Origin of the sequence: Micromonospora sp. CA-246542, from assembly GCF_050942905.1 — a bacterium.
Classification (GTDB): domain Bacteria; phylum Actinomycetota; class Actinomycetes; order Mycobacteriales; family Micromonosporaceae; genus Micromonospora.
The window spans coordinates 6,842,124-6,854,644 of the sequence record NZ_CP192040.1; the positions used below are offsets into that span (position 1 = coordinate 6,842,124).

The following is a 12,521-nucleotide window of genomic DNA, read 5'->3' on the forward strand; positions in this document are numbered from 1 at the left end:
TTGTTCTTTCAGGACCCAACAGGGTGCTTACATCCTTCCCCAGCCGCACCAGAACCCATCCGTTCCCACCACCCGAGGGTGGCTGTACTAGGTAGTCCCGGCCGTTGCCACGGACAGACTTGCCAGTGTCTCCGCCATCTGAGCACCCCGGTCCAACATTCGTGGACCGCGGGCTCCTTACCACCTTTCGGTGGAAGGTGCTCCTTAGAAAGGAGGTGATCCAGCCGCACCTTCCGGTACGGCTACCTTGTTACGACTTCGTCCCAATCGCCAGCCCCACCTTCGACGGCTCCCTCCACAAGGGTTGGGCCACCGGCTTCGGGTGTTGCCGACTTTCGTGACGTGACGGGCGGTGTGTACAAGGCCCGGGAACGTATTCACCGCAGCGTTGCTGATCTGCGATTACTAGCGACTCCGACTTCACGGGGTCGAGTTGCAGACCCCGATCCGAACTGAGACCGGCTTTTTGGGATTCGCTCCACCTCACGGTATCGCAGCCCATTGTACCGGCCATTGTAGCATGCGTGAAGCCCTGGACATAAGGGGCATGATGACTTGACGTCATCCCCACCTTCCTCCGAGTTGACCCCGGCAGTCTTCGATGAGTCCCCGCCATAACGCGCTGGCAACATCGAACGAGGGTTGCGCTCGTTGCGGGACTTAACCCAACATCTCACGACACGAGCTGACGACAGCCATGCACCACCTGTGACCGCCCCCGAAGGACCCCCCATCTCTGGAGGTTTTGCGGCCATGTCAAACCCAGGTAAGGTTCTTCGCGTTGCATCGAATTAATCCGCATGCTCCGCCGCTTGTGCGGGCCCCCGTCAATTCCTTTGAGTTTTAGCCTTGCGGCCGTACTCCCCAGGCGGGGCGCTTAATGCGTTAGCTGCGGCACAGGGAACCGGAGAGGCCCCCCACACCTAGCGCCCAACGTTTACAGCGTGGACTACCAGGGTATCTAATCCTGTTCGCTCCCCACGCTTTCGCTCCTCAGCGTCAGTATCGGCCCAGAGACCCGCCTTCGCCACCGGTGTTCCTCCTGATATCTGCGCATTTCACCGCTACACCAGGAATTCCAGTCTCCCCTACCGAACTCTAGCCTGCCCGTATCGACCGCAGGCTTGGGGTTGAGCCCCAAGTTTTCACGGTCGACGCGACAAGCCGCCTACGAGCTCTTTACGCCCAATAAATCCGGACAACGCTCGCGCCCTACGTCTTACCGCGGCTGCTGGCACGTAGTTGGCCGGCGCTTCTTCTGCAGGTACCGTCACTTTCGCTTCGTCCCTGCTGAAAGAGGTTTACAACCCGAAGGCCGTCATCCCTCACGCGGCGTCGCTGCATCAGGCTTCCGCCCATTGTGCAATATTCCCCACTGCTGCCTCCCGTAGGAGTCTGGGCCGTGTCTCAGTCCCAGTGTGGCCGGTCGCCCTCTCAGGCCGGCTACCCGTCGTCGCCTTGGTAGGCCATCACCCCACCAACAAGCTGATAGGCCGCGAGCCCATCCCAAGCCGAAAAACTTTCCACCACCAGCCATGCGGCCAGAAGTAATATTCGGTATTAGCCCCCGTTTCCGAGGGTTATCCCAAAGCTTGGGGCAGGTTGCTCACGTGTTACTCACCCGTTCGCCGCTCGAGTACCCCGAAGGGCCTTTCCGCTCGACTTGCATGTGTTAAGCACGCCGCCAGCGTTCGTCCTGAGCCAGGATCAAACTCTCCAACAAAAAATTAGTTGAACAGCTATCCCGGCAACAAACAAATGTTGCCAAAGGAATCCCAACCAACAACCCACCAAAAGCAGGCTGCCAGTCCGGGGTATAAATCATAATTGGCACTGGCTTTACAAGCACCCTGTTGAGTTCTCAAAGAACAACCACACACCGATCAGCAGGCCCACCCAGTGGGCCCCGTCCCGGGGCTTTTCGTTCCGCGTCCCCGCCGCTCTCGCGCCGGGCACTTTTACTACGTTACCTCACCGTCTCGGCCGTGTCAAACCGGTGTGTCCCGGTCTGTCATGCTTCGTGCGGGTTGGTCCCGGCGCACTCACGCAGCAGCGAACCGCTGCGTCAGGTCGTCGGATTCGGCAGACCGGCCGCTGTGGTCTCCCACAGTCGCGCCCGGTGCCCTGCCGGTCGTGAACCTTACCCGGTCGGTTCCGCCGCACCAAATCCGCCTCCCGGCAGATCAGGTGAGCACCGCCCGAACCGCGCCTCCAGGAGCGAACCCCTAGCTGGCCCGGTTGCCGGCCCGGTTCGTGGCTCCAGGACTTTCGCCCTGTTTGCCCCGTTCCGCGCTGGCAGAGAGAAAGTTACGCGTCCGTGGGTTTGATCGTCAAATCGGGGGGTAGCGTCCCGCGTCACACTCGCGCCCGATACGCGTTTCCGCAGCTCAGGACGTTCCGCCTCGGCGAGCGACCAGCCAGCCGCGGATGCCGAGCACCCCGACCGTCGTGCCGATGGCCAGCGACGCGGCGATCAGAAGCGCGTGCACCCACAGAAAACTGGTCGGCACACCGTCGCCCACCGTGGCGGACGCCCACGACCGCGGGTCCTGCCAGATCGCGACCGCGAACCTCGGCCAGATCACCCAGGTCCAGACCCCGACCCCGACCAGGAAGGCGGACCACCCGCGCGACAGCACCATGACTGCCGAGTATGTCAGCGGAGCTGCGCACCGCCGATTCCGACACTGACCGCCCGTCCGGCAGAGAGCCGGCCCTCGTTTCCCGCATCCGCAGGCCGGGCATTGAGTGGGAGGACAGGGAGGTGACCCGTGCAACCCTCGATCTTCAACCCCTGGGCCTGGCGCGATCCGTCGGCGCTGGCTGGCGGATACACACAGACCACGCCCTCGACCGGCCCGTCGAAGGACCCGGACGGCGGGCACGACGGTCCGGACGCCCCCGGTCCGGGTACCCCGATCGACCTCGTCGGCTACCACGTGCAGGCCCGCGACGGACGTATCGGCACCATCGACCAGGCGAGCGACGAGGCGGATGCCGGACACCTGGTGGTGGACACCGGACCGTGGATCCTCGGTCAGAAGGTGCTGGTGCCGGCGGGCACGGTGGAGCGGGTCGACCACCTGGACCGGCTCGTGTACGTCGACCGGACCCGGCAGGAGATCAAGGACGCGCCGCCGTTCGACCCGGCGTCGTTCGATCCGGAGTACCGGGACCGCGTCGGCAGCTACTACGCGGACCGTCACGTGCCACCCCCGCAGCAGCGCCGCGGGTAATCTGAGCTGGTGGTCCGGACGGGCAGTTGCGTGCCGGAGGCGGTCGAGGTGGTCGACGGCCTCCCGCACCGTGTCGTGTCGGCGTCCCTGACCAGCTCCGGCGACGGCCGTGAGCAACTTCTGGACCTGCTTCGTGCCGGTGGTCTGCGGTACCGCGCCGGCGCGCGATGGCGGACGGCTCACTGAGCCCTGTTCTCCGCCGACCGAGGGGGCGAGTTCGCCCCGCTCGGCGCGCGCCCGACGCGTGACCCACCTACCCGCACGAAAGGCACATCACCATGTCCGTCGCACGCATGCTCACCGGCGACCGGCCCACCGGCCGCCTGCACCTCGGCCACTACGTCGGCAGCATCGCCAACCGGGTGCGGCTGCACCAGCGGTACGAGAGCTTCTTCATCATCGCGGACCTGCACATGCTCACCACCCGCAACCGCCGGGAGGACATCGACCAGGTCTCCGGCAACGCCCGCGAGATGGTGACCGACATCCTCGCCGCCGGCGTCGATCCGACTCGGGCCACGTTCTACCTCCAGTCGGCGATTCCCGAGGTCGGCGACCTGAACACCCTCCTGCAGAACCTGGTGACCGTGCCCCGACTGGAACGGGTGCCGTCGCTCAAGGACATGGCCCGCGACGCCGGCAAGGAGGAGATGCCGTACGGGTTGCTGGGTTACCCGGTGCTCCAGGCCGCGGACATCCTCTGCGTCAAGGGCGAGGTGGTCCCGGTCGGCCGGGACAACGCCGCGCATGTGGAGGTGACCCGGGAGATCGCCAGGCGGTTCAACCACCTGTACGGGCCGGTCTTCCCGGTGCCCGAGCTGATCCCGGCCGACAATCCCAGCCTGGTGGGCACCGACGGCGTCGCCAAGATGAGCAAGAGCCGGGGTAACACCATCGCGCTGTCCGACGACAGGGCCACGGTGCGCCGCAAGGTGCGCGGGATGTACACCGACCCGAACCGGGTACGGGCCGACGTGCCGGGAACGGTGGAGGGCAACCCGGTCTTCGCGTACCACGAGGTGTTCAACCCGGACCGTGCGGAGGTGGACGACCTGGCCCGGCGTTACCGGGCCGGGCAGGTCGGTGACGTGGAGGTCAAGGAGCGGCTGGTCGAGGCGCTGGAGACGTTCCTGGCCCCGATCCGGGAACGCCGGGCGGCGATCGAGGCCGACCGGGGGCTCGTCGACCGGCTGATCGTCGAGGGCACCGAGCGCACCCGGCAGGAGGTACGCCAGACCCTGACGGAGGTACGCCGGGCGATGGGGCTGACCGGGACGTACCAACAGGTGCGCCGGCGGGCCGAGCGGAGCCGGCGCCGGACGGACGCGCCGGCCTGACGCGGACGTCTCGGGTCTTCCCGATGTGACGGGGAGACCCGAGGCGGTCCACCGAGGGCGCAGAATGCCAGGATGAGGGGAATTCGTCCGGTCGTGGTCGGTGCCACGCACCGGACGACGATGTTCGAGATCTTCTTCGACCTGGTCTTCGTCTTCGCGCTCACCCGGGTCATCGCGTTCATGGCGCAGCCGCCGACCGCGCTGCTCACCCTGGCCCAGGGACTGCTCCTGCTCCTGCTGCTGCTCTACTCGTGGGGGCCGTACACCTGGGTGGGCAACCTCGTCCGCGCGGACCTCGGCCTGGTCCGCGGAGCGACCCTGGTCGCGATGGCGGCGATCTTCGTGGCCGCCCTGGTGTTGCCGGACGCGTGGCGGCAGGGTCCGGGGCTCGTCGACGCGCCGCTGACCCTCGCGCTCGCGTACGTGGTCGTCCGGGCGGTACAGCTCGTGATCCTCGCCTGGGTGAGCGTGACGATCCCGTCGCTGCGCCCGACGCTGCGCTACTTCCGCGTGCCCGTGGTGCTGGCGTGGTTTCCGCTGGTGGGCGGGGCGCTGCTCGGCGGGACCGCCCAGACGGTGCTCTGGACGGCCGCGCTGCTGGTGGACATCGGTGGCTCGCGGCTCGCGTCCACCTTCCACCCGTGGCAACTGCGCAGCGTGGACCACTTCACCGAGCGGTACGGGTTGGTGCTCATCATCGCCCTCGGCGAGTCGCTGATCTCCGCCGGCGCGGGGCCACGGACGATGACGCCGGTCGGTACGGCGGTGGCGGCCGCACTGCTCGGCCTGGTCAGCACGGTCTGCCTGTGGTGGCTCTACTTCGATCGGCTGGCTCCCGCCGCACGGGCGGCCGTCAGCGACGTGCCACCCGACCGACGGGCCGACGTGGCCGGCGACGCGTACGGCATCGGGCACTCCCCGCTGATCATCGGGGCCATCTACTTCGCGCTCGGCATCGAGGAGGTGATCGCCCGGCTCTCCGCGGACCCCTCCGACACGGGCCCGCTGGGCTGGGAAGCCACGGGCGCCCTCTACGGGGGTGTGACCGTCTACCTGCTCAGCAGGCTGGTGCTCCGTCGACTGACCGTACGTGCCGTCCATCCGGCGCAGGTCGTCGCGGCGCTGCTGCCGCTGGCCCTGCTGCCGGTCGGTCGTACCCTCGCGCCGTTGGCGGCGCTCGCCGTGCTGACCGTCCTCCTGATCGCGGTTACCTGGTACGAACGGCGGTTCGACCGGCGAGACGAACGGGCCGACCCGGCGCGGGCGACCCGTCCCTGACGGTTCGGAGAATGTTCGGGCGTCGTGTCGATAACCCGGGCCGTCGCTCGTCGTCATGCTGTACGGCGACCCTGCCGCACCGAGAGGAGTCCGGACGTGAAGTACATGCTGCTGTTCATGAGCCCCGCGAACGACGAGGTGGGCAACGGGTGCACCTTCGAGGACTGGATCCGCTACGACCAGGAGATGAAGGACGCGGGGATCTGGGTCTCCGGGCATCCGTTGCAGGACCTGACCACCTGCACCACTGTGCAGGTCGGCCCGGACGGCGAACGCACGATCACCGACGGGCCGTTCGCCGAGACCCGCGAGGTGCTCGGCGGCTACGACATCATCGACGTGCCGAATCTCGACGTCGCACTGGACTGGGCGGCTCGTAGTCCCGGCGCTACCGGTAACGGGTCGGTGCAGGTGCGCCCGGTCGCCGAGATCGAGGTCGGGGTCTGACAGTGGTGGAACCGGAGGCCGCAGCCGGGTCGGTCGAGGCCGTGTTCCGGGAGGAGCACGGTCGGCTGCTCGCCTCGCTGGTGCACCGCTTCGGCGACCTCGACCTGGCCGAGGAGGTGGCTTCCGAGGCGATCGAGGCGGCGCTGGTGCACTGGCCCGTCGACGGTGTCCCGAGCCGGCCCGGCGCCTGGCTGCTCACCACGGCCCGCCGTCGCGCGGTCGACCGGTTGCGCCGGGACCGGGTGCTGGCCACCCGGCTGGCCGTACTCAGGGCGGAGGCCGAGCGGTCCGACCCCGCGCCGCCCGCCGACGCCGACCCGGACCTGCCCGACGACCGGTTGGCACTCTTCTTCACCTGCGCCCACCCGGCCCTGCCCGCGCAGGATCGCGGGGCGCTCACGCTGCGTTTCCTCGCCGGGCTCACCACGGCGGAGGTCGCTCGGGCCTTCCTGGTGCCGCACGCGACCATGGCCCAGCGACTCGTTCGGGCCAAGCGCAAGATCCGCGATGCCCGCATCCCGTTCCGGGTGCCCGGCGTCGACGAGCTGCCCGAGCGTCTGCCCACGGTGCTCCAGGCCGTCTACTCGATCTTCACCGAGGGGTACGCGGCCAGTTCCGGCCCCGATCTCCAACGGACCGACCTCGCCGAGGAGGCCATCCGGCTGGCCCGGATCCTGCGCCGGCTGCTGCCCGCCGAACGGGAGGTCGCCGGGCTGCTCGGGTTGCTGCTCCTGGTGCACGCGCGACGTGCGGCACGCACCGGACCGGACGGCGCCGTGGTCCTCCTCGACGACCAGGACCGCGCACGGTGGGACCACTCGATGATCGACGAGGGGCGGGCGCTGGTGCTGGTCGCGTTGACCGGGCCGGCGCCCGGGCCGTACGGGGTGCAGGCAGCCATCGCCGCTCTGCACGACGAGGCCCCGGACGTGGCCGGCACCGACTGGCCGCAGGTGGTGGCGCTCTACGACGTGCTGCTCGGCATGGTGCCCTCGCCGGTCGTGGCGCTCAACCGGGCCGCCGCCGTGGCCATGCGGGACGGGCCGGATGCGGGGCTCGCCCTGCTGGACGGCTTGGCCGACGACCCGCGTCTGCGGGGTTACCACCTCTATCCGGCGACCAGGGCAGACCTGCTGCGCCGGCTCGGCCGTCTCGACGAGGCCGCGGCGGCGTACCGGGACGCCCTGGCGCTGGTCGGCACCGAGCCGGAACGGGCGCACCTGCGCCGCCGCCTGGCATCCGTCACCGGTGACTGAGCACGGTCGCTGTACCCTTCCCCGGTGACTCTGCCTCTGCCGCCCGGTGAGTTCGCCGCGTACCTGTTCGACTGCGACGGCACCATCGTCGACTCGATGCCGCTGCACTACGTGGCCTGGCAGCGGGCCCTCGACGAGTGGGGCTGCGAGTTCCCGGAGGACCTCTTCTACGCCTGGGGTGGCCGGCCGACCGCCGACATCATCGTCGCGTTGAACGAGCGCCACGGCCTGGCGATGCCGGTGGCGGCCGTCGTGGAGAACCGCGAGCGCATCTACCAGGAGCTGTTGCCGCAGGTCGCCGCCGTTCCCGAGGTGGTGGCGCACATCCACGAGGCGCACCGGCGGGTGCCGTTCGCCGTCGTCTCCGGCAGCACCCGGGCCGCGGTCACCGCCTCCCTGGAGGCGCTCGACCTGCTGGACCGGTTCGACGTGCTGGTGTGCGCCGAGGACTACACGCGGGCCAAGCCCGACCCGGAGGCGTTCCTGCTCGCGGCCCGACAGCTCGGCGTACCCCCGGAGTCCTGCCTGGTCTTCGAGGACACCGACCTGGGCATCCAGGCCGCGACGGCGGCCGGCATGGCGTCGGTACGCGTGCCGCAGCAGCGCACCGCCTGACCCTCAGGCGATCGTCAGCAGGAGCTTGCCGGAGTACGACGTCGTCAGGCGCTGGTGTGCCTCCCGCACCTTGCCCAGCGGGAACTTCTCGGCCACGTGCACCACGAACGGGCCGGCCTCGACGAGTTCGTTGAGACGCCGCAACTGCCCGGGGTTGGACACGCCGTCGTACGCGCGAACCGTCATCCCGGGGCGCTCGCTCGGCTCCGGCCGCACCCCGTGGGCGTACGCCACGACTCCGCCGTCGGACAGCGTCTCGGTCAACCGGTCCAGCGTCCCGCCGCCGGCCATCGCCAGGATGCCGGCCACTCCCTCCGGTGCCGTGTCGCGGATCGTCGTGAGCATCTCGGCGAGGTCGCCGTGGCCGTCCAGGGACACGTCGGCGCCGAGCCGCGTCACCAGCGCCACGCCGTCTGCGCCGGAGGCCACCGCGATCACGTTGAGGCCCTGCCGCTTGGCCAACTGCACGGCCAGATGCCCCTGACCGCCGCTCGCGCCGAAGATCAGGAGCCAGGCGCCGGCCGGCAGGCTGAGGGTGTCCAACCCGGCCAGCGCGGTCAGCGCGTCGGTGGGCATGGCACCGGCGTGTTCGGCGGGTACGCCGTTGGGCAACTTCGCGGCGTACTCGGCCTTGACGACCGCGTACTCGGCGTAGAAGCCGCCCTTGGGCCGGGTGGTGGCGGAGACGTAGACCTGGTCGCCGACCGCGAGGCCGGTCACCCGGTCGCCGGCCGCGATGACGGTCCCCGCGCCGTCGGAGCCCGGCACGATCGGAAGGGACGAGCCCTCCGGCACCAACAGGCCCTGCCGCTCGTACGCGTCCCACACCCCGACGCCGGCGCTCAGGACCCTGATGAGCACCTCGTCGGCGGCGACCTCGGGCACGGGGAGCTTGCGCAGGGTGATCACCTCCGGCCCGCCGAACTCGTCGAAGGCCGCGGCCTGCATCCGCTCTGGCACGTCCGCGTCAACCATGGGGGCTTCCTCTCCGGGCCGGCGTCACCGTCGCAGCATGCCGGCTCGCGGACGAATCCGAGCCGGTGCCGAGTGCCGTTCACCCACAAGGGCGACCGGGCCGGTTGCCTCCGGCTCACGGCCCGCCGCGCCGCGTCCTGCGACGCCCGGCCGTCCGCGCCGGGTGCTCAGGACGTCTGTGGCTGCGGGCCACGGAGTGCCTGCTCGACGGCGTCGCGCACCCGGGCGTCCTCGCGGGCCTTGCGCCGCGACCGGGCGCGGCGGCGGTACAGGTACGCGCCGACGACGGCGGCGATCAGCACGACGAGCGCCAACACCAGCGTCCACGGCAGGGCCCAGCCGTGTGCCGTCGCCTCGATGGGCTTGAGCGGGTGGTGGAGCCCGACGCGTCGGTGAGCAGCGGGGTGACGGTGGCGGTCGCCGCGAGCCGGACGGCGGGCGCGACACCGTGCACCGGCACCGTCACGTCCCAGCTCTCGCCCGGGAGCAACTGCGGCGGCGCGGCGATGTCACCGGCCCGCGCGCGCAGGACGCCGAACGGCCCCGAGACCGACACCGACTGCTTGGCGGAGAGGGCGGCGTTACCGGTGTTGTGGATCGTGTAGGAGACGGTCGCGTCGCCCTTGCCGATCGGGTTGGCCGATCCGTCGTACCTGACGTGGAAGTTCTCGACCGCGAGGGTCGGCTTCAGCTCGCCGCCCACCCGCAATGTGATCCGGATGCCGAGGCGACGGTCCACGTTGATGCCCTCGGCCTGGTCGGTCTGGGTCAGCGTGGTCAGGATGCCGCCGACGTGGTCGCCGGGCGTGGCGTTGGTCGGAACGGCGATCGTGAAGGGCACCTGGGCGGTCTTCCCGGGTTGGATCACGACGCTGCCGGCGCTCGGCTTGACCCAGGCGCCGACCGCCACCGACTTCTTGTCCCTGGTCAGCAGGTCGAGCTGCCCCGCGTCGGTGGTGAAGCCGTCGGCGGCGTACACGGCGAGGGTCAGGGGCACCGGGCCGCGGTTGGCCACCACCATGGCGTCCTCGACGGTTCCGCCGGGGTTGACGTTGTAGCTGTAGCTGGACCGGGCTTCGCCGTAGCTGTTGGAGGCCGTCCGGACCGTCCAGGCGACGTTGCCGTCGGCCGCGAGGGCGGGGCCGCCGCCGACGCCGGCCGCCGCGACGGCGGCGAGCAGGGACAGCACGGTCGTACGAAGAAGTGTCTTCCAGCGCGTTACGGACGGTCGCATCTCAGGTCCTCGAAGTGATCTTGGTGGTGGGTGAACCGGCGGCGGGGTAGGCCCCGAAAGGTGCCTACCCCGCCCGGTGGAACAGGCTCGATCAGCTGCTCAGGGCAGTGATCGTGAGGGTGGTGCGGTAGCTGCCCTTCGCGATGCTGTCCGGGATCTTCAGGTCCAGGTCGGCACCGAGCTTGGCCCCGCCGCGCGGGTGACCCTGCACAGCCGCGCCCAGACCGCTGGAGACCGAGAGGCCCTTGCCCTGGTCGTCGAGGGACGACAGGACCGGAGTGCCGGCCGCCGCGCCCGCGCCGGCGTCGAGGACGTACGGGGTCCAGCCCAGGTACGAGCCGGAGAACGTCTTGTCGGCGTCGGAGAAGTCGCCGACGCTGGCCGAGATCGACCACGGGGCGAGCGAACGACGGCTGTCCGACACGAGGATCGGGTTGATCTTGCCGGTCGCCTCGAAGTAGGTGCCGTCGCGCTCCTGCGCGGTGCCCAGGTCGACCAGGCCGTTGTAGCCGTCGATGGTCCAGCCGAACTCACCCGGCGCCGGGTTGGGCACGTTGACCTGGATGGCCTGACCGTCACCGTGGTACGGGTGGATCGTGGTGCTGTCGACGATCGAGCCGACCGGCTGCCCCTCGGCGGTGTTGGCGCAGGACAGACCCTTCTCGACGGCCGCGTTCGGGGCCGCGCAGGTGCCGCTGCGGATGTTCTGGAGCACCAGCTTGTCGGCCTTGACCCCGACCTTGACGTAGCTGCGGACGTGCTCCTGGTTCTCCACCGAGTTGAACCAGTAGTTGCTCGGGTTCAGCGGGTCCGGGCCGAGTCCCTCGACACCGGTGCCGGAGCCGTCCGGCTTCTTGATGTCGTAGTACTTCGAGCCGGAGGCCGAGTTCGCCGTCACGTAGAGGACGCCGCCCGGGCCGGGGAACACGTCGGCGGCCCCCGGCTTCTCAGCCGGGTTCTCCTTCTGACCGTTCTTGATCGAGTAGCTGCGGGTGTACACGTGGTCGTGACCCTGCAGCACCATGTCGATGCCGAGATCGGAGAAGGCGGTCGTGAAGTCCTTGCGGCGGTTCTTGTTGTCCGCGTCGGTGGAGTGGCTCGCCGCCGAGTAGATGGAGTGGTGGTAGACCAGCACCTTCCACTTCGCCTCGGAGCCGTGCTTCTTCACGATGTCCGAGACGTACGCGACGTGCGCCGCGTCGCCGCCGAGCGAACCGTCGGCCGGGTTGACGTAGCTGTTGCTGTTCAGGTCGATGAACAGCACGTCCTTGTAGACGTACCAGAAGTCACCGCCGGAGCGGGTCGACTGGTCCCCGTTGTAGTACTGGGCCGAGCGGTCCGTGTTCGGGGTGAAGTGGTGCTGCTCCCAGGACTTGCCGCCGACATCGTGGTTACCGATGGTGGCGGCCGTCGGGTACTGCCGGAGCTGGTCCGGGGAGAGGTACGCGTTCCACTGAGCCTCGTCGTTCGCGGACTCGACGTGGTCGCCGCCGGAGACCAGCAACTCGGTGTTCGGGTTCGCCGCGGTGGCGACCTTCAGGGTCTCGGCCCAACCGGCCTGGTCCCGCGCGACGTCGCCGGAGGCGCCGATCTGCGGGTCGCCGAAGAACAGGAAGTCGAAGTCGCCCTCGAAGTCCCGCGTCTTGAAGGCGTACGTGGGCGACCAGCTTCCCTCGGCGCCGACCCGGTACGAGTACGCCGTGTTCTCACGCAGGTTGCTGATCGTGGCGTGACGGTTGTAACCGGTCGTGGAGGTGTTCGCGGCGCCGACGGCGTCGAAGCTGATCGCGCTGGCCGGGAACTCGCCGTTGACGATCTCGGCGGTCGGGGCGAGCTGGATCTTCTGGGCGGTGTCGGCCGAGGAGTACCAGGACACGATGCGCTGGGTCTCGTTGGCGCCGACGCCGAGGACGATGCCGGACACCGTGGTGGGGTCGGCAGCGTTGGCGGCGGTCAGCACACCGCTGCCGAGGGCCACGCCCACTCCCAGGAATCCGGCCACGACCCCGGCGACAACGCGCCGCCGCACGAGCCCGGCGGCCCGTGTCGAGGTGCTCAATGTCATCGACATTGTTCCCTTTTCGAATAGAGAAATGGATTGTTCCGCCGCGAGCGCGGGGAAGCGAATCCAAAGCTCTCGTCG

At 69.2% G+C, this 12,521-nt stretch carries 12 protein-coding genes and 1 rRNA gene; 7 read left to right on the forward strand and 6 right to left on the reverse strand.

Features of this window, described 5'->3' with window-relative positions:
• Nucleotides 1-208: 208 nt before the first annotated feature.
• A 16S ribosomal RNA gene (locus tag ACQP0N_RS31875) occupies nucleotides 209-1,723 on the reverse strand.
• A 664-nt stretch (nucleotides 1,724-2,387) separates the two neighbouring features.
• A complete protein-coding gene (locus ACQP0N_RS31880; RefSeq protein ID WP_433116274.1) occupies nucleotides 2,388-2,642 on the reverse strand; it encodes an SCO4848 family membrane protein in 255 nt (84 codons plus the stop codon).
• A 129-nt stretch (nucleotides 2,643-2,771) separates the two neighbouring features.
• On the opposite strand from ACQP0N_RS31880, the gene ACQP0N_RS31885 reads away from it, so the two are divergent.
• The 7 genes from ACQP0N_RS31885 (at nucleotide 2,772) to ACQP0N_RS31915 (ending at nucleotide 8,169) form a co-directional block, all read left to right on the forward strand.
• The gene (locus tag ACQP0N_RS31885; protein WP_433116276.1) at nucleotides 2,772-3,236 is read left to right on the forward strand and encodes a PRC-barrel domain containing protein; all 465 of its coding nucleotides are present in this window, start codon (nucleotides 2,772-2,774) and stop codon (nucleotides 3,234-3,236) included.
• Nucleotides 3,237-3,245: 9 nt separating this feature from the next.
• Entirely contained in the window at nucleotides 3,246-3,422 is a 177-nt protein-coding gene (locus ACQP0N_RS31890; protein WP_433116278.1) for a hypothetical protein, read from the forward strand.
• A gap of 92 nt (nucleotides 3,423-3,514) precedes the next feature.
• Nucleotides 3,515-4,573 (forward strand): tryptophan--tRNA ligase, encoded by a 1,059-nt coding sequence (gene trpS / locus ACQP0N_RS31895; RefSeq protein ID WP_433116280.1) that lies wholly within the window; start codon nucleotides 3,515-3,517, stop codon nucleotides 4,571-4,573.
• A 72-nt stretch (nucleotides 4,574-4,645) separates the two neighbouring features.
• On the forward strand, nucleotides 4,646-5,851 hold the full coding sequence (locus ACQP0N_RS31900; RefSeq protein WP_433116282.1) for a low temperature requirement protein A: 1,206 nt from the start codon (nucleotides 4,646-4,648) through the stop codon (nucleotides 5,849-5,851).
• A gap of 105 nt (nucleotides 5,852-5,956) precedes the next feature.
• On the forward strand, nucleotides 5,957-6,298 hold the full coding sequence (locus ACQP0N_RS31905; protein ID WP_355053654.1) for a YciI family protein: 342 nt from the start codon (nucleotides 5,957-5,959) through the stop codon (nucleotides 6,296-6,298).
• A 2-nt stretch (nucleotides 6,299-6,300) separates the two neighbouring features.
• Nucleotides 6,301-7,554, forward strand: coding sequence for an RNA polymerase sigma factor (locus ACQP0N_RS31910; RefSeq protein WP_433116284.1), 1,254 nt, complete (start codon nucleotides 6,301-6,303; stop codon nucleotides 7,552-7,554).
• Nucleotides 7,555-7,578: 24 nt separating this feature from the next.
• The gene (locus tag ACQP0N_RS31915) at nucleotides 7,579-8,169 is read left to right on the forward strand and encodes an HAD family hydrolase (RefSeq protein WP_433116286.1); all 591 of its coding nucleotides are present in this window, start codon (nucleotides 7,579-7,581) and stop codon (nucleotides 8,167-8,169) included.
• Nucleotides 8,170-8,172: 3 nt separating this feature from the next.
• Here the strand turns inward: ACQP0N_RS31915 and ACQP0N_RS31920 are convergent, their stop codons facing one another.
• The 4 genes from ACQP0N_RS31920 to ACQP0N_RS31935 form a co-directional block, all read right to left on the reverse strand.
• A complete protein-coding gene (locus ACQP0N_RS31920; protein WP_433116288.1) occupies nucleotides 8,173-9,144 on the reverse strand; it encodes an NADP-dependent oxidoreductase in 972 nt (323 codons plus the stop codon).
• 167 nt (nucleotides 9,145-9,311) lie between these two features.
• The gene (locus tag ACQP0N_RS31925) at nucleotides 9,312-9,461 is read right to left on the reverse strand and encodes a hypothetical protein (protein WP_433116290.1); all 150 of its coding nucleotides are present in this window, start codon (nucleotides 9,459-9,461) and stop codon (nucleotides 9,312-9,314) included.
• Entirely contained in the window at nucleotides 9,440-10,378 is a 939-nt protein-coding gene (locus ACQP0N_RS31930; protein ID WP_433116292.1) for a WxL protein peptidoglycan domain-containing protein, read from the reverse strand. Before ACQP0N_RS31930 ends, ACQP0N_RS31925 begins: the two co-directional genes overlap by 22 nt.
• A gap of 91 nt (nucleotides 10,379-10,469) precedes the next feature.
• The gene (locus tag ACQP0N_RS31935; protein ID WP_433116294.1) at nucleotides 10,470-12,443 is read right to left on the reverse strand and encodes a fibronectin type III domain-containing protein; all 1,974 of its coding nucleotides are present in this window, start codon (nucleotides 12,441-12,443) and stop codon (nucleotides 10,470-10,472) included.
• Nucleotides 12,444-12,521: the final 78 nt, after the last annotated feature.

Coding starts and splice junctions, on each gene's coding strand:
- ACQP0N_RS31880 (WP_433116274.1), bottom strand. CDS start 2,642: ATGGTGCTGTCGCGCGGGTGGTCCGCCTTCCTGGTCGGGGTCGGGGTC.
- trpS (WP_433116280.1), top strand. CDS start 3,515: ATGTCCGTCGCACGCATGCTCACCGGCGACCGGCCCACCGGCCGCCTG.
- ACQP0N_RS31900 (WP_433116282.1), top strand. CDS start 4,646: ATGAGGGGAATTCGTCCGGTCGTGGTCGGTGCCACGCACCGGACGACG.
- ACQP0N_RS31905 (WP_355053654.1), top strand. CDS start 5,957: ATGCTGCTGTTCATGAGCCCCGCGAACGACGAGGTGGGCAACGGGTGC.
- ACQP0N_RS31920 (WP_433116288.1), bottom strand. CDS start 9,144: ATGGTTGACGCGGACGTGCCAGAGCGGATGCAGGCCGCGGCCTTCGAC.
- ACQP0N_RS31930 (WP_433116292.1), bottom strand. CDS start 10,378: ATGCGACCGTCCGTAACGCGCTGGAAGACACTTCTTCGTACGACCGTG.
- ACQP0N_RS31935 (WP_433116294.1), bottom strand. CDS start 12,443: ATGACATTGAGCACCTCGACACGGGCCGCCGGGCTCGTGCGGCGGCGC.